Annotated in this window: 24 protein-coding genes; 20 read left to right on the top strand and 4 right to left on the bottom strand. The window is 48.4% G+C overall.

The window, feature by feature from the left end:
• Both IE082_RS09875 and IE082_RS09880 read left to right on the top strand, forming a co-directional pair.
• The coding region (locus IE082_RS09875) for a VENN motif pre-toxin domain-containing protein (protein ID WP_189493755.1) at window positions 1-1,100 on the top strand (1,100 nt) is incomplete at its 5' end.
• Between the two features lie 234 nt (window positions 1,101-1,334).
• On the top strand, window positions 1,335-1,622 hold the full coding sequence (locus IE082_RS09880) for a hypothetical protein (RefSeq protein WP_189493756.1): 288 nt from the start codon (window positions 1,335-1,337) through the stop codon (window positions 1,620-1,622).
• A gap of 495 nt (window positions 1,623-2,117) precedes the next feature.
• Here the strand turns inward: IE082_RS09880 and IE082_RS09885 are convergent, their stop codons facing one another.
• Window positions 2,118-3,074: an integrase core domain-containing protein gene (locus IE082_RS09885; protein ID WP_189493757.1), complete on the bottom strand. Its 957-nt coding sequence runs from the start codon at window positions 3,072-3,074 to the stop codon at window positions 2,118-2,120.
• Between the two features lie 180 nt (window positions 3,075-3,254).
• Here IE082_RS09885 and IE082_RS09890 point away from each other — a divergent pair, with 180 nt between their 5' ends.
• Window positions 3,255-4,436, top strand: coding sequence for a hypothetical protein (locus IE082_RS09890; RefSeq protein WP_189493758.1), 1,182 nt, complete (start codon window positions 3,255-3,257; stop codon window positions 4,434-4,436).
• Window positions 4,437-4,523: 87 nt separating this feature from the next.
• The gene (locus IE082_RS09895) at window positions 4,524-5,165 is read left to right on the top strand and encodes a hypothetical protein (protein ID WP_189493759.1); all 642 of its coding nucleotides are present in this window, start codon (window positions 4,524-4,526) and stop codon (window positions 5,163-5,165) included.
• A gap of 62 nt (window positions 5,166-5,227) precedes the next feature.
• On the opposite strand, the gene IE082_RS09900 is transcribed toward IE082_RS09895, so the two are convergent.
• Window positions 5,228-5,380 carry a hypothetical protein gene (locus IE082_RS09900; protein WP_189493760.1) on the bottom strand — a complete coding sequence of 51 codons (153 nt, stop codon included), beginning with the start codon at window positions 5,378-5,380 and terminating at the stop codon, window positions 5,228-5,230.
• Window positions 5,381-5,689: 309 nt separating this feature from the next.
• On the opposite strand from IE082_RS09900, the gene IE082_RS09905 reads away from it, so the two are divergent.
• The 13 genes from IE082_RS09905 to IE082_RS09965 all read left to right on the top strand — a co-directional run bounded on the left by IE082_RS09905 (window position 5,690) and on the right by IE082_RS09965 (window position 15,612).
• A complete protein-coding gene (locus IE082_RS09905) occupies window positions 5,690-6,217 on the top strand; it encodes a hypothetical protein (RefSeq protein ID WP_189493761.1) in 528 nt (175 codons plus the stop codon).
• A gap of 5 nt (window positions 6,218-6,222) precedes the next feature.
• A complete protein-coding gene (locus IE082_RS09910) occupies window positions 6,223-6,624 on the top strand; it encodes a hypothetical protein (RefSeq protein WP_189493762.1) in 402 nt (133 codons plus the stop codon).
• Between the two features lie 7 nt (window positions 6,625-6,631).
• Window positions 6,632-7,537: a hypothetical protein gene (locus tag IE082_RS09915; RefSeq protein ID WP_189493763.1), complete on the top strand. Its 906-nt coding sequence runs from the start codon at window positions 6,632-6,634 to the stop codon at window positions 7,535-7,537.
• Window positions 7,534-7,974, top strand: coding sequence for a hypothetical protein (locus IE082_RS09920; protein WP_189493764.1), 441 nt, complete (start codon window positions 7,534-7,536; stop codon window positions 7,972-7,974). The genes IE082_RS09915 and IE082_RS09920 overlap by 4 nt, the downstream gene beginning before the upstream one ends.
• Before the next feature lie 55 nt (window positions 7,975-8,029).
• Entirely contained in the window at window positions 8,030-8,509 is a 480-nt protein-coding gene (locus IE082_RS09925; RefSeq protein WP_189493765.1) for a defense against restriction DarA-related protein, read from the top strand.
• 151 nt (window positions 8,510-8,660) lie between these two features.
• The gene (locus IE082_RS09930) at window positions 8,661-10,304 is read left to right on the top strand and encodes a hypothetical protein (RefSeq protein WP_189493766.1); all 1,644 of its coding nucleotides are present in this window, start codon (window positions 8,661-8,663) and stop codon (window positions 10,302-10,304) included.
• Between the two features lie 14 nt (window positions 10,305-10,318).
• A complete protein-coding gene (locus tag IE082_RS09935) occupies window positions 10,319-10,813 on the top strand; it encodes a DNA N-6-adenine-methyltransferase (RefSeq protein ID WP_189493767.1) in 495 nt (164 codons plus the stop codon).
• A 10-nt stretch (window positions 10,814-10,823) separates the two neighbouring features.
• Window positions 10,824-11,348, top strand: a complete 525-nt coding sequence (locus tag IE082_RS09940) for a hypothetical protein (RefSeq protein ID WP_189493768.1) — start codon at window positions 10,824-10,826, stop codon at window positions 11,346-11,348.
• Window positions 11,345-12,991, top strand: a complete 1,647-nt coding sequence (locus IE082_RS09945) for a hypothetical protein (RefSeq protein WP_189493769.1) — start codon at window positions 11,345-11,347, stop codon at window positions 12,989-12,991. The genes IE082_RS09940 and IE082_RS09945 overlap by 4 nt, the downstream gene beginning before the upstream one ends.
• Window positions 12,992-13,056: 65 nt before the next feature.
• Window positions 13,057-13,767 (top strand): hypothetical protein, encoded by a 711-nt coding sequence (locus IE082_RS09950; protein WP_189493770.1) that lies wholly within the window; start codon window positions 13,057-13,059, stop codon window positions 13,765-13,767.
• A gap of 3 nt (window positions 13,768-13,770) precedes the next feature.
• Entirely contained in the window at window positions 13,771-14,607 is an 837-nt protein-coding gene (locus tag IE082_RS09955; protein WP_189493771.1) for a hypothetical protein, read from the top strand.
• A complete protein-coding gene (locus IE082_RS09960) occupies window positions 14,607-15,446 on the top strand; it encodes a hypothetical protein (RefSeq protein WP_189493772.1) in 840 nt (279 codons plus the stop codon). The genes IE082_RS09955 and IE082_RS09960 overlap by 1 nt, the downstream gene beginning before the upstream one ends.
• Window positions 15,370-15,612, top strand: coding sequence for a hypothetical protein (locus IE082_RS09965; protein WP_189493773.1), 243 nt, complete (start codon window positions 15,370-15,372; stop codon window positions 15,610-15,612). The genes IE082_RS09960 and IE082_RS09965 overlap by 77 nt, the downstream gene beginning before the upstream one ends.
• A 12-nt stretch (window positions 15,613-15,624) precedes the next feature.
• Here the strand turns inward: IE082_RS09965 and IE082_RS09970 are convergent, their stop codons facing one another.
• A complete protein-coding gene (locus IE082_RS09970; RefSeq protein ID WP_189493774.1) occupies window positions 15,625-18,423 on the bottom strand; it encodes a UvrD-helicase domain-containing protein in 2,799 nt (932 codons plus the stop codon).
• 257 nt (window positions 18,424-18,680) lie between these two features.
• Between IE082_RS09970 and IE082_RS09975 the strand changes: the two genes are divergently transcribed.
• The 3 genes from IE082_RS09975 to IE082_RS09985 are packed head-to-tail and all read left to right on the top strand — an operon-like array spanning window position 18,681 to window position 19,753.
• Window positions 18,681-19,127 carry a hypothetical protein gene (locus IE082_RS09975; RefSeq protein ID WP_189493775.1) on the top strand — a complete coding sequence of 149 codons (447 nt, stop codon included), beginning with the start codon at window positions 18,681-18,683 and terminating at the stop codon, window positions 19,125-19,127.
• A complete protein-coding gene (locus IE082_RS09980; protein WP_189493776.1) occupies window positions 19,111-19,311 on the top strand; it encodes a hypothetical protein in 201 nt (66 codons plus the stop codon). The genes IE082_RS09975 and IE082_RS09980 overlap by 17 nt, the downstream gene beginning before the upstream one ends.
• Window positions 19,295-19,753, top strand: a complete 459-nt coding sequence (locus tag IE082_RS09985) for a CHAP domain-containing protein (RefSeq protein WP_229809815.1) — start codon at window positions 19,295-19,297, stop codon at window positions 19,751-19,753. Before IE082_RS09980 ends, IE082_RS09985 begins: the two co-directional genes overlap by 17 nt.
• Here IE082_RS09985 and IE082_RS09990 read toward each other — a convergent pair.
• Window positions 19,750-21,033 carry a tyrosine-type recombinase/integrase gene (locus tag IE082_RS09990; RefSeq protein WP_229809816.1) on the bottom strand — a complete coding sequence of 428 codons (1,284 nt, stop codon included), beginning with the start codon at window positions 21,031-21,033 and terminating at the stop codon, window positions 19,750-19,752. The two genes, IE082_RS09985 and IE082_RS09990, sit on opposite strands and share 4 nt — an antisense overlap.
• Window positions 21,034-21,505: the final 472 nt, after the last annotated feature.

Genomic DNA, 21,505 nt, shown 5'->3' on the forward strand with positions numbered 1-21,505 from the left:
CCTTAGGTGAGAACCCCACCGAAAGCCAAAAGCAAGCCGTGTTTGAAACACTGTCCAGAAATGGTACATTGGGCAGCTACTTCCAAACCAATCAAGCCTACATTGACGGCCAAAAAGACTTCGCACCCGGTGGCAAATACAACATGGCCTCCCAAGCCATCACAGGCCTACTCGCCAGTGCCGCAGGCGGCAATTTGCAACAAGGCATCGCCAACGCCGCCGCGCCACTGCTTGCCAGCCAAGTCGGTGACTACTTCGACCGCCAACCCGACACCGAAGCGAACAACGCCGCACGTCTCCTCACCCACGCCGCCGTCGGAGCCGCCGTCGCCTACCTATCAGGCAACGACGCTGCCTCAGGCGCAGCAGGTGCTGTCACAGGCGAAGCCCTCGCTCAAATCATCATCAACACCAGATACGATGGCAAAACATCCGACCAGCTCACCACCGCAGAGAAAGAAGACATCCGAGCCATCTCAACACTCGCAGCAACACTTGTCGGTGGGGCGACAGGTGGCAGCTTTGAAGATGCCGTCACAGCAGGGGCGGCGGGGTATAATGCGGCGGTGAATAACTGTTTAGCAAGCGAGTGCACATCGAAAAAGTGGGATAGAACTCAACCTGGATATCATAAATATGAACTAACAAGTCCAGCTATGTGTAACATTAATAAAGATTCAGGTTGTTTGGATGCGGTAAAAGCAGAACTTGCTTGCAATTCTGCACCAGGACAATCTGCCTGTACACAACCAGGTATAAATACCGCTCACGCTCTGCTCGGTGGAAATGTTATTACTCAATATTTATCAGGATCAGGTATGACTGTGGTCAACGGAACTTATGAAAATCATACTTTTCACGATGGATATATTCAAAGAAGCATCATGGTGACACCAAATGGTGATGTGAAAATTCTCACAATAGGCGAAGGTGTAAATCAACCACGGTCTATTGTTGGTTTAGTAACCGCTAGTGCAAGTACTGTTGCAACATTTAATACCGTCGCAGGCATACCTTTATTCCGAAATTTAGATGCCAATGTCAGAAAAAATGTGCGAGACAGACTTGGCAAGTCTCTTTGGCCAGATTTAGGAAATTAAATGCAAAAGTAACTTTGCTTAAAGAAAGAAACTATGAAAAAACAATTTATTCGGTTCCTAATATTTCTAACGGTAATATATATTTTTTGGGTGATTGTCACACTGAGAGTTTTGATTTTTGGTTAAGCTCCCATATCTTTTAAGACTAACTCTTCAGACTAATTTGATGACTTGGTTTTCAATTTTTTTATGATGCTCTTTGTGAAAAAGCATTTTTTATAGTGGGAATATAAGATGTCTCTGAAAGCGAATCAAATTTTCAAAAGAAATGCATTTATCATTTGGGGCGTTGTTTCAATTATTCTTTTGATATTGCTATCTTTTGGTTTGTATAAAGATTATCAGCAAGATAATTTGACCTTTAACAACGCTAAAATTATTAATCACGTATTACCAACTTTGCCTTATGGAGGAATAGCTATCGTAATTTGCTATTTTTGGGCTACGATTTTATGGTTGTTAGTTTCACTTACTGAAATAATAATTCGGAAAGTTTTTTCAAAGCGCGGTAGTGTGCAATAAGCGAAGCTGTCATGTCCAGTGGCACCCGTACCATTTCAATCTTCAAAATTCGTAATTTTTGAAGATTTTAGGTTTTGATTTAGCCCCGCCAAGGCTGGGCGAGCCATAATTGGCTGAGTAAATTATTCTTTTGCTGTTTGGTTTTGAGTCTATTTTAGGATTTTAGGTGAGTTTGTGTGCTACTGGTTCGGACAGCATTTGTTTTTCTGAATTGTGTTTTTGAGTTGTGAGTCATGTTTTTAGTCAGGCGGTTCATACACGCTGTCCCGTCCACGATATGGACACTAAAAAGCCATCAGATTTTCTCTGAAATTTTCATAAAATTTTGCTTGATTGAGAACGAGCCATTTAAAACTGGCTCGTTTTACACTGCATTTTTAATACGCGATACAGTCCAATCGATTGAATCGTGCAAATTGGGTGATTAACGGGCAGCCAAATGCCTTGCCAGTGCGGACACACCAAGCATTTTTTGGTGATGTTCAACAAGCTGTTTTACTCAGGTGGTATATAAAACCCCGTGAGCAATCCATCCATGGCAGATATGAGAATTGATTCCTTATTTGGGAACGGTTGATTTTTGATTTTGACACGCCCGTTTTGTCGCAATACCTCTATAGGCGTTTGTCCACTAAGATTTTGGTGTGGTCGAACATGATTGTAAAATGCTGTGAACTCGTTTAAAGCGGCTTGAAACTGCAGATTGCCGTGGAGGCGTAACTGACGTATCAAGGGTTTTAGTGTACCAAAGAGCCGCTCAATTTTGCCGTTTTGCCACGGTGCATGAGTGTCAATGGTTTGATGATGAATGCCTGTTAGCTTGAGAAACGTTCTGAATGTCCAGCTTGTAAAGACACGCTCATTGTCAGAACGTACTCGCTTTGGCTTGCCGTACTGCCCAATCGCTAAACACAGGTAGCCCAATAATGTCCATGAACGGCGATTAACCAATGCCTTGAGTTGCACCACAGTGCGTGAGCCATGTTCAATGATGCCCAGCGCACAACACTGCACATGTCCTGCATCTTGGTAAAATGTTAAATCCAAAGCCCATGTGTCATTGATAACTACTGGGCGTGGTGGACGGCGACGTATTTCTCGGCGTTTGATGGTGATTTGGTATTGATGGTTCTTGATGACTTGTGCGACAAACGATTTGCCGACAGTCACGTGGTGTGATGATTTGCCGTGGAGTCGATTAAATGTTAGTGACAGTGACCGACAGCCTGCATTGGGCATCAGGGCTTTCAAACGAATCAGCTCATCTTTTACCCAAGCGGGTTTGGGTGCGCTGCTGTGAATCACCAATGATTCATGATGAGTGATATTTTGTTTGAGCTTTGTTCGTTTGAATGGTGGTGTGATTCTGTTCTTTGAGTAAAGCCAGTACTTTAACCCAACAGCAATAACCATTAGCACAATGAGCCACACACAGCTTTGTAAGATTGTCATAGACTAAATTGCCATCATAGCCGAAAAGAGAAACTTCGAATCCACGAAAAAATGCCTCGACGTAAAGAAACTTCTCCATTAATTTTCTCACGCGTACCTCAACGCAAAGTGAAGCCTAAAATCAGGAAACGCCGCCCCTCGCACGTTTGGACGGCGGCTGACGTGGCACTGCTTGGGACCATGAGCGATGCCGATGCTGCACGTAAAATTGGCGTGAGTCAAAGTCATGTCAGTAACGTGCGAGTGCGTTTGAACATTGAAGCGTTCAAACCCATCTACCGAATTGAGTGGACAAACGAAATCCTGTCCTTACTCGGTAAAGTATCTGATGCAAAAATTAGTCAACGTTTCGGTATCGCTCACACCCCCATTGCACTTAAGCGCAAAGAGTTGGGGATAGCCCCGTTCAAACAGCCAGCACCACTTGTACAATGGACTGATGAGATGTTGTCTAGGTTGGGTACACAGTCTGATGCTTCCTTATCGCGTTTATGGGGTGTGAGTGGTACCCGCATCCAAGCCAAACGCACGCAGCTAAACATTCCCGCTTGCCCAACACCCGAATGGACACCTGACAAATTGGCGTTATTGGGAACAGCCCCCGATAAAGAGTTAGCCAATCAGTGGGGCTTTCCTGCCCACAAGGTCAGCACAAGGCGCAAAAGACTCGGAATCCCTGCCCATCATCAAAAATCCCCCAACACCGTCTGGACATCAGAGATGCTGGCCGTCTTAGGCACAGATGCGGACAGTGTCATTGCTGCTCGACTCAACTTGCCACACACCGTTGTTCATAAGAAGCGTGCGCAATTAGGTATCAAGGCCGCACATGCCACAGCCCCTGCATTTAAATGGACGGATGAGACGATCGCATTATTGGGCAAACACTCTGATGCTGCCATCGGTAAACAGTTGGGCATTCACCATGCTTGTGTGGGTGACAAACGCCGCTTGCTTGGCATCAAGGCGTATCTACCGCCTCATGTTAAACCACCCAAAGCACGGACCAGAACGATTTGGACTGATGACATGCTCAATAAACTGGGAACGGACACGGATCGTGCTTTGGCCAAACAGTTTGGTATTGGCACTAAAGTGGTCTGTCTTAAACGCCATGCGCAGGGCATTACCCCTTATGGCAAAAAAGCCCAGCCTATTAATACCCAAACCAATTCTTTAGAAATGCCGTCCGAACCCACACCAAAAACCATGCCCTCAGAACCAAAGTCTTGGTCAGAGCAATATCTGTCGATGCTGGGTACATTGCCCGATGAGGACTTAGCCAAACAAATGGGGATACTTAAAAAAGAGGTGCGGTTCATGCGAATTCGGCGACTTATTAAACAATGGCAGCCTGAGTAGTTTTGTCTCTGAGTCCGACATCGAACTACCGAAGCGTTGTAAAATCACTTCATTGTTTAATGCCCTCAAACCAGCACCGAGCCTCGCATGAAAAATCCCCACCCAACCCTTTCAAACGCCACATCGCGCACAATGATGCTGGCAGTGATGACCTTGTCTCTGACGGGCTGTGCACTTTTTGGCCCCAAAGCCATACAACCCGAGCAGGTCAAAGCCAATGGCAAACAGGGCTATTTTGTGTTGTCGTCTGAATACGACAACCAGCTCAAGCAAATCAATGAGGCCAATAGAAAAACGACCCATGCTTTTGCACCAGCGGTATTCACGATGAACTTTGAGAAGCAGGGGGAAGCCAAACCGCTGATTCGTCAGTACCGTTATGCCGAGACTTTGCGTGTGTATGAAGTCAAACCTGATGACGGCCCGTTTCGACTGACCAAAATCGGTACGCTGCAAAAAGTCGATACCTACTGGCAATACACCTGCCAAACTTACGGTGTGGCAGGCAAGCCTGGTTATCAGCGCGTGTGCAGCAACCAACCCAATTACAGCCCTGTGTACGAATGGCTGTTAATGGACAACACGCCCACACTCACTGTCGCCAAAGACACCATCGCTCTATATGGGAAGCAAGACCCACAAGAACTCAAAGACTCGCATACCAATGTGTTGCTGGATAAAGTCAAAGCGCAGGCCGAAACAGCAGGCTTAACGGTCATTGGGTTTTAATGTCTGTCTCTAACGGAGTGGTGATTAGCAATGATTTTGTTGAACTCAATGCCCACGACTTTTTACTCTCTTGAGTAATGCCACAGCAATGATGTCGAAGTGTGTTTGCTTTGTGCGTTGTGTTGCATATTGAGCTGACCGTCAAATTGGTGTGTCTTTTGCAAAGTGGCAATCAGCAAGACGGTGATGAGAACAGTATAGTCCCGTTGTTTCATATCGATTTCTCCAGTTGTTGTGGTTTGGTTCGTCTATTGAGTGATGAGTGATACAGGTACGTCATTCGCCACCAATGCTGCTAGTTTATTGATAGGTGCCGATGTGAGCGATTAAAGCACTTTAATTAGTATGAATCACGGGGTGTAAAAGTTCACACCCGTAAAAAATGCACAAGCGACTCTGCTTTTTAGTACGGTCATATTGATATCCCCCAACTGTGGTCTGTTTGTTTTTGGAAAAACCCAGCCGCCCTTAAAAATAAGCCCCCTACAATCGTTGCATCATCCAATGCAACCACAGTAGGACACATGGCCTTAAATACCCCCCAATACTTAGAGCAATTCCACGACCAAACCCAAGCCCTTGGGGCGGATGCCGTCACCAGTGACTTCACATTAGAGATTATTGGGGCTGAATCACTGTACCTGCGCACCAAGGGTTTTCCGATTCCGACGACGGCCTCACAAGGCACGATTGAAATTCCGTTGCCACTGGGTGGTCAACGCGGTGAGGCTGTGCAGAACAAAACCTATTTCACAGGTTCGGTGACGTTTATGGAAACCGTCGATGCCTATGTGCGCAACACCATTGCACGAATTGCCACTGTTGGCATTGCAGGTGGTCCAGCAGGGTACTTCAATGCATGGGCGTATCATGGTGACCCTCAAAACTACACTTATCGCATGTACCTGCGTCACGCGCACATTGCCTTGTCGGCGGGCACGCAAACCGATATGTCGAGCAATACCGAAGTGTTGTTGATTGAAGGGGACATCAGCTATCACTACTATGGCCGTCAAGAAATGGGTAATCGTAAATTGCTGTCAGGGTATTGAGGTTCATGGACACAACGCTTGCTACATCGATTGAGCCTTATCGCCAAAACTTGGCCGAATGGGTCGCTGAGTACATTGCCAGTGCGGTCGGGGTGGTGATTGATGAGGTCACGGTGCAGACGCAAGCGGTTGATGTTTATCGACTTTATGCTGCCCACGCCCAATATGACTTTACCGATGTGCAAATGGTGAGCATCGACAGCATGGTCAGTCAGTCCGAGTGGGCACAAATCATGCCCTTGTTTCGTCTGTATGTTGAGCGTGCCAATGCCACCGCGTTGGAATCTGCCAGCATTTATGGGGTGGAGTTATACGGTCGTTCGTCCAGCGAAATCGCCAGTGACATCAGCATCAAAGAAGATGAGCTCAAAGGTTTGGCCTTTGACTTTGCGATTGTCACGGTGTAGGTGAAGTATGGACATTCAACTGTCGAACGGCCAATGGCTGCGAGCCGATTTAACGCCCTGTGTCACCCTGCGCACAGACCTGTCGCCCGTACCAGCCACCTTAGAGGTGGTTGTGCGATTGGATGATAAGCTTGCGCCCTTATTGGCAGAAGGCCAAACCATCACAGCAGGCTATGAGCATGCTGCCTACACCATCATTCACAACCGCCGCATGGCTGACGGGGCACAAGTGCAGGGCAACCGTCTGATGGGGTTTCACAAAATCATCGCCTTGCTCGAATCCTGTCACAAAGTCGCCTTCATTCGCAACGCCGCCATCATCAAAGAAAACGCCCCGCTGACCGACATTTACCGCGCCGCAGGGGCGACGTGTTCAATCAGCAGCGATATTCGCGTCAAACGTTTTTACTGCTATGTGGGTCAAGCCCCGAGCTTTGCGATTGCGCGTGCTTTGCAAGAAGAAGCCGCCGCTTTGTTCTGGACAGGCAGTCAAGTGCGTGTGCAACGCTTGGCCGAAATGTTCAAGACGGAGCCTGTTGAACGTTTGCCCGTGGACACCACGCAAACCTTGACCAGTCAGTTTCTTGAGCGACATGGTGCACCGTCTTACTTCTCAGCCAAGGATGATGCCAGTTTAGCCAATAGCCGCAACAAGGGCAATCGTTCTGCGCAGTTCTATTTGAGTGCGGACCAACAAATGCTCAACAACCTATCAACCTTCTTGTTACAAAAGAAAGTATGGACCACCCGCTACAATCCCAAAATCGCCGCAGGCCACCTGATCGACGTCGCGGGTAAAAACCACGTGGTCATCACTGCCGCTCACCAACGCATTCAAGGCGGTCATGGTTTGCAAGTCACCGACCGTTCACGTTTTTGGCTGGGTGAGTTGTACACAGGGGCACGCGTATGAACAAAATCCCCGCCACCATCCATTCATGGGACGGCAAGATTTGTCGTGTCAGCATCGACGGTTACACCGATGGTGCCAATGTGCAGCCACAGGCCGAAGTGTGTTTTCCGCTGGGTGATAAGCCCGCACACACCGATTTTCGACTGCTCAAAGGTGATGCGGTGTGGGTTGAGTTCAATAACGGCAATCCCAATGAGCCGTTTGTGGTTGGGTTTCGCAACAAAAACACAGGCACAGCCAAAGGCTATCGCCGCCTACACCACGACAACATTGAAATGGCCGCTGATGCACAGTTCAACATCGCCGCCGCTCAAACCAAAATCACCGCGCCTACCACCATTATCGGTGACTTGATTGTTCAGGGCAACATCAGAAGCACGGGCAATATGAAAGCAGACGGCACGATGACAGATTCAGACGGCAACAACGGGGCTTAAGTCCACCACCAACTCACCACAATAACTACCCACACAACACACAGGAAGAACCAGTATGCCATCGCCTAACTTCATTTTTGATTTTGACAAAATGGGCACGCAAAAAGATGCGGCCACCAAAAACGTGGTCAAGTATTTTGCGCAGGCCTCATGTCCCGTTGTATCAGCCAACGTCTCAACCACCAAGCGCACCAGTGGCGTGTCGTATCGGGAAATGTCATTGACCTTTGCTGATTCGCAGAACGTCATTTTTCAGATCAAGTCCAGCGGTGACATTTTTAAGGTCAAGCTCAATGGCAAAGACTTGGCGATTCGTGCACAAGATGATCAGCTCAAAGCGATTGCCCAAATCACAGACCGTTTGGCGGGGGGTCGTTCGGCCTTTCAAGCCAAGCTCGCCAAAGCCATGGCCGCAACCCCAGCAGAGGCAGGTTTAAAAAGCACGGTCAAAACCATTGAAGCGCAACTGATCGAGCAAATCGCCGCACTGGATGAAGCGATTGCCGAGGTGCAGGGCAAGCTGGCAGCGGCATAGGTTCAAGAAAAGTCATCAGGCAGTCAATAGGTCGTCAACAGGCAAAGCGTGGTTTTGGAAAAACCGAGCCGAGCCTGTTTTTTTGTGTTTGATAATCTGCGGCATGTGAGGCCATTTGCCCACAGACTGATTTCAAAGACAAAGGACAGACATGCCGCAATACACCAATGCCACCGATACCGAAGTGCAGCACTTCATGGATTCAGTGGGCATCACGCCCACAACGCCCCAAGTCGATACCGACAGACTCAGCCAGCAATTGAGTAACCCAAACGTACCCGAAACCATTGAGGCCTATATCGACAGTGTCGCCACGGCCACAGGCAACGGCGAACGTGCCCGAGACAGTGTGGCACAGGCCTTGAGCAAAGGGGTTGACGCATTCATCACCGCCCATGGCCGCTCACCAACCGCTGATGTCATCAGTCATGCCATCCAACAAGGTCAAGGATATTTGGACAGTGTCGCAGGTGATAGCGTTTCTGGCACAGAACACAATTCCCTTTCCATGCAGGCCAACCGCGCCATCGTCGCCACCCGCGTATCAGTGGCAACGGCCGTCCCTTTTGCAGCCTATCTGCCACAGGACATCGGTTCAAACGAAGGCAAAATCATCATTGCGTCACACGATGCGATCAAAGCCCTTGGCCTGTACCCAGAAAACGGCAACATCGACGGCGCGAACGCGGGCAAACGTTTGGTCTCACCGCAGCGCGTCACCCTCTTAGATGAAAACGGCAATGGCAAAATCACGGCCAACATGGTGACACCGTATCAGTGCGACCCTGACGGTATGGTGGTGCCCTTACTCAAAAACCGAACCCAGATTCGCGTCAATGGCGTGGTGGTAGCGACTTCGGCATCAGAGTCGAATGTCGAAGTGTTTTCTAATGCGTTCAAGATTGGCACAGATCTTTACGCTGTGAGTGGCAGTATCACTATGGACACGGGCGAGGTCAGTGCCAAATTCATACCAGACTTGCCTGAGAATACGCTTGTGCAAGCGGTGGGGTTTGTGGATATGGAAAAAGACAAAGACATGCGCTACACACCACAAATTGGTGTGAGTGCACAAAAGAAAAGCATTTACGCCGTGCCATACCGTCTGTTTGTCGAAGTCACGCCAGAGTCACGCAAACAGTTTCAAAACGAAATCGGTATTGATCCTGCGACCGACGGCATGGCTGCTGCGCAACGCCAAGCCCTGATTGAAGATCATTACACCGCCATCAAAGATGCCATGGTGATTGGTTTGCACAGCAATTACATGCTCTTTAACTTCAACGCAGCCGATCAGATGAACCAAAAGACCACCTCGGAAATCATGAAAGACTTACGGGTCACGCTCAATCAGATGTCACAGAAGATGGCCATGGACAACGGCTCACACGGCGGCAACATACTTTATGCCGATGAGAAAGCCGCCGCGCTTTTGGCGTCTCTTGACAGCACCATCTTTGTGCCCTCGGGTTTACCCAAACGTCCTTACGTCTACCGCTTGGGGCGTTTGGATAACCAATATGAAGTCTACTTTGCGGGCAATGGCCTGTTGCACATGGGTGGTAAAGGTAAAGGCTTGCCACCCACCAATGGCCGACTTGTGATGGTTGGTGCGAATCAAGAGCAAGTCTCTTTCAACCCGTTTGTTGCCTACTCACCGTATGCGCCGACTGTGAAGCAGTTTGACAACGCCAATCAGGTGTATTTGATGACAGGCTCGTCGGTGATTCAACCCAACCCATTTGCCCAGTACGCCAAAAGCTGCGGGGTGGTGGATATTCTCAACGCCATTTAAGTTAGGACAAAACGATGGTATCCAAAGCCTTATTTTCCAGTCACAGCGATGATTGGGCAACGCCACAAGCTCTGTTTGATGCGCTTAACGCTGTATTCAAGTTTGAAACAGATGTTTGTGCTGTGCCTGAGAATGCCAAGTGCGAGCGGTTCTTTACGCCAGCTCAAAATGGATTGTTGCAAGTGTGGTCAGGCACATGTTGGATGAACCCGCCTTATGGCCGAACCATTAATCAATGGATCAAGAAAGCCTTTGAAAGCACGCAGACCCATCAAGCAACCGTGGTGTGCCTCTTGCCCGCTCGTGTCGATACGAAATGGTGGCATCACTACTGCATACATGGCGAGGTGACATTTTTAAAAGGCCGAGTGAAGTTTGGCGGGGCTAAAAATTCGGCACCGTTTCCGAGTGTCTTGGTGGTGTTTAGACCACAAGTTGCACAGGCTTTGATGCAGTCTCATTTACACAGCGGTTGGACAAAACGACACCATTCAACCCGCAACCATTAAAAGGAATCGCATGACAAACAATCAGAAAATCAATCTTGGTGCACCGTCACTCACGGGCAAAGACAACAATACTCTGGTCAAAGGGGCATTTGCCGCTGAGACCTATCCACTCACACTGATCTTGACCAGTCGTGTCCCCGTGCCCTTGGTGTTTGGTGATGCGGGGGTGGCTTTGGGCAGCAATTCAAGTGATTCTAAAACAGGCACATTTGTGTTTCGGGACAGCGATCAGTTGAACCGTTTTGCCACTGACATTGAAATGATCAGTGAAATCAATGGCTGGGTCAATGCGATCACTGTTGAAAAACCAGAAGCCACGCCAACACCGTCTGACATTGACGAGGCAGAGATTGAAACAGCCACCCAAATGGAGAGAACACAAGATGATGCACAAGAACCACAGGGCGCGTCTGCCGCTTCATCAGAGGCCGTCGAAACGCCACCAGAGCCCAAGCCCAGTAAAACCACAAAAGCCGCATCCACTAAAAAAGCTCCAGTAGGCAACGAGTCTGAGCAGGCAGGGGCGGTCGCATGAGCAACACCGCATTTACGCGCCAGCTTGGTTCTGAGGTTGGTGTACAGCTTAACCCAACGCAAGATCGTTCTGAACGGTTTGCCACTGATGCCACGCGTGAGCAATCGTTTGCAGCCATGTGCCGTTTAAAACGTGGTCAGATTGGTCAGCCGATCTTGGTGCACAAGGGCAACATGGACAAGGTGATTGGCACACCTGAGCCGATTCGTCTTAATCCACTCAACATTGCCCAGCGTAATTTACGTGAGGCATTGAGCAAAGGGGCGAAGGCTGCCGTGGTGTGGCGACTGGTCGGGGCAGGGGCACGCATCAAATGGATTGTGGCAAAGAATGAATACGATGAGGACGGTACGAACGAAATACGCTACAGCGTACAAGACGATGCACCGACCGATGCAGAGGATTTTGTTTTTGCCATCAAGCATCTGGGCTGTTTCAATGATGGTATCCGTGTGGGCTTGTCCGCGCCTGCTGTTTCTGACATCGGTGGTGCGGGTTTGCCCGCGACGGTGGTGACCATCAACTTATATGACAATCGCAAAAACTTATTGCACACCATCACGGGCTCATTGGATTTGCACAGTGAAGATGAGGATGGTTTACCGAACCACATCGCCGCGTTTGCCGAAAACTATCTACCCGACGATGTCGAGTTACTACTCACCACCTCGTCACAAATCTTGCCACAAAACAACGCCTACGGTAAAAACAAACTCGGCCAACAAAAAGAAGCCTTGTCTGAGGTGCTGTTTGCTTTTGATGAAGGTGGTACGGGTTACACCATGGCGCAGTACGATGAAGCGGTATTCGGTTTGACCAACTCAACGTATCGTTATACCTATGTATCGTCATTGATGAGTGAGTCAGTGGCTCTGGTCTACAAGCTCAATCAGCTCGTGTACGACACCAACACCACGGGCGCAATTGATGTGCCGCCGACCTTCACGCCCGAACAGGCAGCAATTTGGGTCAATCAGCTCAACTTAGATCAAAAGCTGCTTACTGCGATCTGGCATCCCGTCAAGGCTTTGGATGAGACGGGCATCAACGGCATGGGCTATTACGGTGCGGGGCATTTGCGGATTGCGTATGCGTGCGCCCGTAATGCCATGGTCAATGGTTACGGCTTGCCCAGAAAACACCAACCGATTGCGGGACGAGATTACGGTGTGTCGCGCCCACGCATGAAGCAAACCTATATGCCAAAGCAAGAAGAATTGTCATTGCTCGCGGATGCAGGCATCACACCGTGCGTGTATGAGTCCTATATTGGCGGTGGACGTTACGCGTTTTTGGATGTGTGTACGTTGTCGAAGAAGCGCAACAGCCATTTCAATTTGTCATCGGCGGTTGAGATCATCACCTCTATTGAAAACATGGCCGCTGAGATCGCCAAGTCGTTTGTGGTGCTCAAGGGCATGGACGAGGGCATCAAAGGCGGGACGCAACAAGTCGAGCTCATGCTCAAAGCTTGCTACGGCTCAAAGTGGTTACTGCCCGTTGAAGAACTCGGCGGTGCACCGTATCAGGTGCAAATCGTCAAAAGCGAAATGCGCCCGACCGACACGTTACTGGTTTACATCATCTGCCGACCCGAAGGGGTGGCGCGACAGGTACACATCACAGTCACAGTGACGCTGTAAAGAACCGACATGCCACACCAATTACCAAACACACAAAACACAGACAAACAATTGAAAGGAGCAACATGAGTTTCGACATACTCGGCGTTTATCAAGAGGCAGGTATGGGGCGGCAAGAGCAACCCAAGCCGACTCCTCAAGCACCACTTCAAAGAGGACATTATTTGGATGGTGTCGAGAGTGGCGCATCCACCGCTCAAACCACCTTCAACGAACAAGCATTCAAGCGCGATGCAACCAATGTTATCACCACTTGGTTAGAAACCGATGATCTGGACGAAGGTGAAACCTTGGCGGATCGACTCAAGGCCATGTTCATTGGTGTGATTGATGGGGACAAAGATGGCGAATTGTCGGACGATGAGCAAACCATTGCCGAAGCCTTGCTCGATGCGGGCGCGGATTACTTAACCAGTAAAGGTGTGTCGGATGAGGATGCCTGTGCATTGCTCGATGATTGGGACAGTGATGCGGCAGATCGCGTGCTGGATTTCTTGGCGGGCAGCATGCCTGATGGTGAGGCGGCAGATGAGGAGCTGAACGGTTTTGTGTTCGATGAGCAGGCACAAGAGGCTTTATTCGATGCCGTTTATAAGAAAAAGACCGTCATCCGCAATGGTCGCAAGGTACTCAAGAATGTGCGCATCAGTGGCACGGTTCGTTTATCGGCCAAGGTCAAAGCCAATCTCAAACGCATGCAGCTCAAAGCACAAACCGCACAAGCCAAGTTTCGACGGGCTCGCTCAAACCACACACGCCTGAAAATGGGTCTGTAGGCCATGGCATGGGCGGGTGACACAAGCAGTGGCGGACAGATTGAGGGCGCAAGCCTTGATTTGTCGGTTGGTTCGGCGTGGCAGGGACTCAACAAACACCTGATTGCCCACATTTACCCTGTGGTGCAAGTGGGTGAGGGCGAATCCAAACGGTATGAGAAAGACGGCAACACCAGCGTGCACGCCCCGTTAATCGACGGTGGTGAGATTGAATACGTGTTCAACTGGCAATCCCCCTTTGAAAACTCGGGTACCAACAGCAAAGCCCCTGCCTTGCTGGCCATGCTACAAAGCGGCTATCTGAGTGGTCTGGTTGAGATGACCAAATCCCTGACAGGTACAACCAGTGAAGCCCAACGGCAAGAGGGTAACAGCATGCTCGATCTATTCAAAGGCCGAACGGGTTTGACCAAGTTGAACTCTACGCAAGTCTTTAGTGACATGCCGCCCATCAAAATTCCCGTCAAGCTGTATTTCAGAGCCTACCGCGATGCGCAGCTCGAAGTTGAAGCCCCGTTGATTCAATTGCTGCAATGGGCTTTGCCACAAAGCCTGTCACCCGACGGCGCGATTGTGGGTTTGATGAAATCAACCGAGCAGCAAAGCATCAAAGAGGCTGCCGTGTACGCGTTGATGCCCTCGATCGCGCCACGTCTGGTGGCGTTCCAATACGCAGGGCGCACTTATAGCCCGATGGTGATTGAATCCATTTCAGAACCGATCACTTCACCGCGCACCAGCAACGGTCATTACGCCAGTTTGGAATTGTCGATTACCTTGGCGACATTGACGGCATTGGATGAGGCCGACATCCGTAAAATCTATTTTGGAGTGAGTTAATGAGTATTGCCAGTGCACCGAGTAAAACTGCCCGCCTGACCTTTCGGCTTAAAGAGATGTCGATTGGTTCAGCCATGGCGTTGCTCAACCGAGAGAAAGGGTTTATCGAACGCGACAAATCCCTATTAATCGAGAAAGTTACCGAATCACTCATTTGGCATCAAACGGGCGAGACGGCCACGCCGCAACAATTGACCGTGCAGGAACGCATCTTTATTGAAGGGCAATACTTGTCCATGGTGGGTGAACACCCGAACTTTGATATTGGGCATTTGAAATACGCGGACTTCTTCACGGGCAAACAGCACGAGCTGGACTTTGTTCATCTTGGTCAATGCGCGGGCGATGATTGGGCGGTGAGTCAAATCACGGGAGATATGGCCGAAGGGGTGGAGGCTGAGATTGTGATGGGGGCAACACGACCCATCGAGCGGTTCACGTGGATATTGGGCTTTATGGCTGCTGCCTTGTACCGCCCTGATAAAGAACAGCCCCCAGCGGAGCAAAGTTACACACAAAACCCCAAGGCCTACGGTGAGTGGCTTGAGGCACGGATGCAGGTGTTTGAAGGCTTGCCCGAAAGTGCGTTTTTAGAATTGTTTGTGGCGTTTATTGACGGCTTGGACAAGTTGGCGCATCTGTTCAACATCGGGTTTGATGACCATGGCATCGTGTTTTTATCCAAGCCCACAGCCCCATCCACCGATTCAGACAATGAACAGGAGGCAGGGGGCAGCAATCCAAACCCTGCGCGATTTCGCCGTGATGCCTTTTTTACCGAGTGGACGCTACGCCTTAGCGGGCAAGCTCAAACAAGCGCGGCATCGCGCCGCGATTGAGTTGGGTTGGGATTTTAGGCAGGCCGATGAATGCACCTTGTCTGAGCTAGCGGGCTTGTTCGATTCGGACGAGTACAAAGAACACGGGAAGTTTGAAAATGAGCGATTGGGTGTGTTGCTCAAGTCGATTCATGGGGTGGCTAAGGTTCTGGCAAAATCCCGCTGATACTCGAATAATTTAAGCCTCTGCCTTGGCTCGTAAATCCACAGATCTGATGGCATCAAAGTCTTTGTTGATGCGACTGAGTTCTCGGATAAACAGGCTGGGGTTGTGGGCATCGGTCAAGACAATGGCCTGATGCTTGGCTCGTGTCAATGCGACATAGAACAATCGGCGTTCTTCTTCAATGTGACTTTTTTGCTCTGGCAAGACCAAATCATATAGAGGTTCGGGTGGGAGACTGCTCGGAAAACCGCGCTCACCTGAGTCCAAACCCAGCACAATCACAAAATCAGCCTCCAATCCCTTAGAGCCATGCATCGTCATGTGTTTTATATCCATGCGCGTTTTAAACGCATTGCATAGACCATCGAGGTATTCGTCGTCTCGCATGCCCTCCAATGTGTAAGGCCCCCGTCGGGTTCTGCGTAGCAGTAAAACAGTGGGATGTGGTAAGCCGATGGAAGGGGCGATTTTGGTAATATGCTCCAACTGGCTGACAAGAGCTTGTTTACGGTCGTTTTCAGTAGAGTCATGTAAAACAAGGCGCACCCCTGTGGTCAGTTTGGGCACGGGGTTAAAAGCATTGACGTGCTTATCCATTTGATTTGGGTTTTTCATGATCAATGCACGCGATACGTCAGCAATCCCCTGTGCGCAGCGGAATGTTGTTGTCAACTCCAGCTTTTGAGTATGACGTTCAAAATGTTGCGCCACATCCGTAAAGATGCCCACATCAGAACCCGCAAAACGGTTGATGGTTTGCCAGTCATCACCGACACAAAACACGACTGAATCATCAGGTGACTGTGCCAGTATCGCTTTAATCAGATCAGCTCTTAACCCAGAAATGTCTTGAAACTCGTCTACCATGATGCAGCGGTAGGGTGTTTTGACGTTGTGGCTTTGTAATAACTCCATGGCGTTGTGCAGCATGTCCGCAAAATCAATTTTGTCCGTTTTTTTAAGCTCGGCTTCGTAAGCGTCAAATACCATAAAAGCCACTTTCAAAAACAGAAGGGCACGGTAACGATCATTAGATCGCATCGCCCGCTCTTTAACAGCATCTTTACTCAAGCCCGAGTTTTTGAACTGAACCACAAAGCTGTTGATCAATCGTTCTGCGCTGTTGATTTTGCTAAAATTTAGAAGGGCTTCTTGACGGATTTCCTCATCCACTGATCCGATTTCAATACCATGCAGGTTCAATTGCTCCGTGAGGTATGCAAAAATACTACCATCGCGTATTTGACTGCTGCGGGTTTCAAAGAAAATCACTTCTTTGGTGGTGTTTTTTGAAGCCTTCATCCATTTTTGGTACATGAGCCGTTTGTCTTTGGCTCTTTGGACGTACTGATCACCCCCCATCCATTCGGGGGCTTGCCCTTTTTGGTTGAGTGCAAAATGCTCGTGTATCACGGTGATGGTTTTGGATTCGCCTGTAGGCAAAGTGCGCGTGAGGGTGTAGGTAAAGTCAGGGCTTAACGGAATTTTATTGCCGTTTTTATTGACGGGATTGCCCATGCGTTTGGCCCCGCCCCAATCGGCTGCTTCATACTCAAACTTGACGCCACGCATAAACAGCCAATTGGCAATGGCTCTTTCTTCAAACGAGCGCACATACAGGCCTAAACGTAACGTCGGAATGGTGCCTTGGTAAACCTTTCGTGCATTGTCTGCTTTTATTTGTGCAGGTGTATCGCGCTTTTCACGCAAGCGTTTTTGGCACAGTTCCTCATAATTCTTTTCGCAATCGTCAATATCATCAGGACAACCAATCGGTTCGGGTGCGTCATAAAGCGCAGCGGCATACCAATCAGTGACTGCGTTCTGAAAGCGTGTGCTTTGTGCTAGAAGGTCTGCAATCAATTTTTTGACCATTTTACCTTCTTCGTCTTCATCTTCTTTGAAAACCTTGGGTCTGTATTGTTCACCGTGGTACTCGATTAAGGTGTCCAAGCCAAATTTATGAAATGTCCGAGAGGCCACATTGATCGGGCGATTGAGCAATTGCCCTAACTTCTCGTTAAGGCGGTCTTGCAAACCTGTCGCCGCATCTTTGTTGTATGCCAAAATGAGAATTTCATCATCCCGAAACAATTCTGTTTTGAGTGCAAAACCTACTTTGCCGACAATACACGAGCTTTTACCTGAGCCTGCCGCAGCGGACACCAGCGTGATGTCTTCAAAGGTTAGTGCCGCATCAATCTGCTCATCGGTTAAAGGGCTGCTTTCTACACTCCTAAAATATTCGGAATGATTTCTCTTACTGTCTTTGAGGTACGTTTGATTGTGTGCCAGACGTGTTGGCTCTGTGTTGTTTATGGATGCAGTTTGGATATCAACATACATCTGAAGCTCATTGATGAGGCTTTCGAGTTTATCTGTAACCATCGGGTGTCGTTTAACGTCTGCGGTGATGCTTTTGGCGCGATTGTGGTCATGAACTTCGTTGAGAGCAAAACGGTGCGCTTGAGAGTGTCGTACATACCGTGATGGTTTGTATAAAGCAGTTCTGCGCTCTTCAATCTCATGAATGGTTTGCTGTTGCTCTTCAATTAAATTGGTCAACTGTGCTTGAACAACTTGCTGAATTTGCTCATTCGCTTGCGTGATGTTACTTGTCGTATCCCAGAATGTGAAGATTTGCGATTCTTCCGTGGTTTTGTACTCCACTAATAACCTATTAAAGCCAAACCAAAGAGGAATGTACCAAGGAGCCTTGATGCTTGTGCTGGTGATGGAAACTGGACGTAGCGTTAGCTGGTCGAGCAAGACTTGATTGCTCGTGATTTCAAGTGTTTTACGTTTTTGCAAGCGTGGCCAAGTAATGTATTTTGGTTCTATTAGCTTCATAAGTTTAGATAAGTTAAATCAAAGTTGGCCATTAGACGGATAAAAAATGATCCTGTCCTCTCCCTATAAAAGTCTCATGGCATCTTACTATCAATTGCTTATTTAGTGTGGTTTGGCTGCGTTTAATGAAAATGCGGTAGCTGCTTTTGGAAAAGTCCACAGGAACTGACTTTTTAAGCTGTCATCATTTCACTACGTAATTTACAGGAGATTTACTTATGTCACTTTCATGCGATGCCGTATTACAAAAAATCATAGCCATCACTGGGGTGGTGATGTCCAGTGCATCGATCCTACTGCTTGGGGTGGAAGTCCCGATGGTGACTGTGATTGGGGCTGGCGTGGGCGTTTTGATTACGGTGCTTAACGACTTGCGCAAAAGCCAATTCAATCCAGCCGACCATTCGATCACCTTGTTGTCTGGTTTGTTCATTGGTTTGTTTGCCACAGGACTGACAGCCTCGATGTTGGATGATTGGTTGTTTCCAAATGATTTGAACAACAAAGATTTGATGCGATCCCTCAATGGCGTGATTGCTCTGTTCTATGGTTATGCGGGCAAAGCCATTCCACCGATGATCAAGGGTTTGGCCTTGCACAAGATCAAAGATTGGTTTAGTTCCCAAGGCCAAAAATCAGGAGGCGATCATGAAAGCTCTCAGTAAATACGGTCAATACGCCTGCCGCCTATTGGATGCATTTGCTCTATTGGGGATCGTTTTAGCGTTGGCTCAGATTTGTTACGCGCAACAAGCGTTCATTCAAGAGACTCTACCAAAGAGCCACATGGCAGGCATCAATCCACAACCAACTATAAATAAGGAGTGCGCCTATGAGCGAAATTACTAAACAGGCTTTGGCAAAAGCGGAAACCCAGTTAAATGTTGCTGAGTCACCCAAAGGCACAAACGGTGGTAAACAAGTTGATGAGTACTTAAAATCGGTCGGACTGAATTCAGGCTATTCATGGTGTATGGCATTCGTCTATTGGTGTTTCCATGAAGCGGCCAAAGAGTTAGCTATCGTCAATCCGTTGATTAAGACGGGCGGTGTGCTGAGACAGTGGAATGAAACTTCGAGCACGCGCCGTCACAGTCAACCGAAAGTGGGCGACATCATGATTTTAGATTATGGTAAAGGCTTGGGACATACGGGCATTGTGCAGCAAGTCGATGGCAATACCATCTGGACAATTGAGGGCAATACCAATGATGAAGGCTCTCGTGAGGGTTACGAGGTGGCACGCCGCAAGAGAAGTGTGGCGGCGTGCAAAGGGTTCATTCGCTTTTAGCCATTGACCACACGCAGATGGCTTTTAGCGGGTACAGGGGCAGGTATAAATTCTATACCTGCCTCTTTTAATATCCATGCTTCAATTTTGTGGTGCCACAGGCGTAACAGATCAAGTGGGCGATTCTTGTAAACGCGATTATGCGTATCGGTCGGTGCATGCCCCATAATCTGTTTAATCACTCCTTCGGGAGCTTCGGCCCATTCAGCCAAATTGCTGAATGAGCGACGCAGACCGTGCAACGATACATGTGGCAGTCCTGCCGCTTTTAATGCTTTGCTGTGGGTGTTGTACACGTTGGTGATGTGACCGTGTTCAGCAGTTTCACTCCAATAAACATATTCATTTATTCGTGGCAATTGTTTAATTAGATGCGCCAAAAAGGGAGGCAATGGAATGATGCGCTCACCTTCGATTTTGTCATGCAATACCAAACGTCCACCCCATTCAAAACCCACATCATCCCATTTGAGCATAGCCATTTCTTGGTGGGGTCGAGCTCCTGTCAGTACTAAGGATATTAAATAAACTCGTATTGAATGATTTGGAATGTTCAGCACGGCATCAAACCACGCGGTTAAATGTTCGCGCGATAGGGTATCGTCTTTCTTGGCATTGGGCTTTTGCACTTTCTCTTTGACCTTGCGCACACCGAAAATTTGCGGGTCTACAATACCTGTGTAACGTTGGTCTTCATGTGCCCAACGGACAAAGGCTCGCAATAAACGATAACCAAGTGCGGCTTGCGTTGCACGCTCAATGCTTTCATTCTGTAACCAAGCGATAAGGACCTCTTCGGTCAGTTCGACAAATCGCAGTCCCATGAGGGATGATAAGACACCTGCTTTGCGCACCCCTTTGGTTCGTTGTTTCTTTTCGCCTCCAGCACTGGCTAAACGAATATGATCGTTACAGTGCAGCTCACCCCACTTGGTTTTACCGGCTTCTATATACTCAGTCCACATGTCAGCAACAATGACATTTTGCCGCTTGATTTCTGCTGCTTTGGCTTCGGCTTGTGCTTGCTTGTCCGTTTTCTCTTGGCGGGGGTCTATGCCTGCATCTACCAGCACTTTTAAACGACGAGCTTCGTTTTGAGCTTGGCCTAGTGCCCAGCTATCGGTGTTGCCGATGGTAATTCGGATGGTCTTACCGAAAAGTTTGACCTCAAAGATGTAGGCTTTTGCACCAGTTGATGTGACTCGAACGCCTAAGCACGGGGTTTTAGTATCCCAGTAAAATGATTGGGCTTTGTTTGTGATGCAAGTTAAGGAACTCACTCGGACTTCTGTAAAGGGAATTTTATTGCTCATGGGGTGGTTTTAATTATGTGAGTTTAAACAAAATGCTTTTGTATAATTCTGCTACATGTAGCCATCATGTAGCCAGTAAATATCAAAAGTTATCAAGGTAAATCTATGCAAATGGTAGCACGATAATTCATAACCTGTTGTTTTAATTATAATTAATGCGGTATAATCAAACCTTATCAAAGGTTGTCAAACCCGTTCGGGTTGGATTGAAAATCCTTGTGTCGGCGGTTCGATTCCGCCCCAGGCCACCAGAATACAAGCGGCTTACAAGAATGTAAGCCGTTTTTTTGCTTTAAAAGAGTCAGGTTTTCACTTCCGTCAGCCAGCCGTCAGTCACTGTAACGTCGGGTGGCTTTTTGCACTACTTTGCATTTTTTTGCACCGTAAAGCAAAACAAGTAGTGCAAAAAAGATGCAAAACTTACACAAAAACAACGGTG

Origin of the sequence: Formosimonas limnophila (assembly GCF_014652675.1) — a bacterium.
Taxonomy (GTDB): Bacteria; Pseudomonadota; Gammaproteobacteria; order Burkholderiales; family Burkholderiaceae; genus Hydromonas; species Hydromonas limnophila.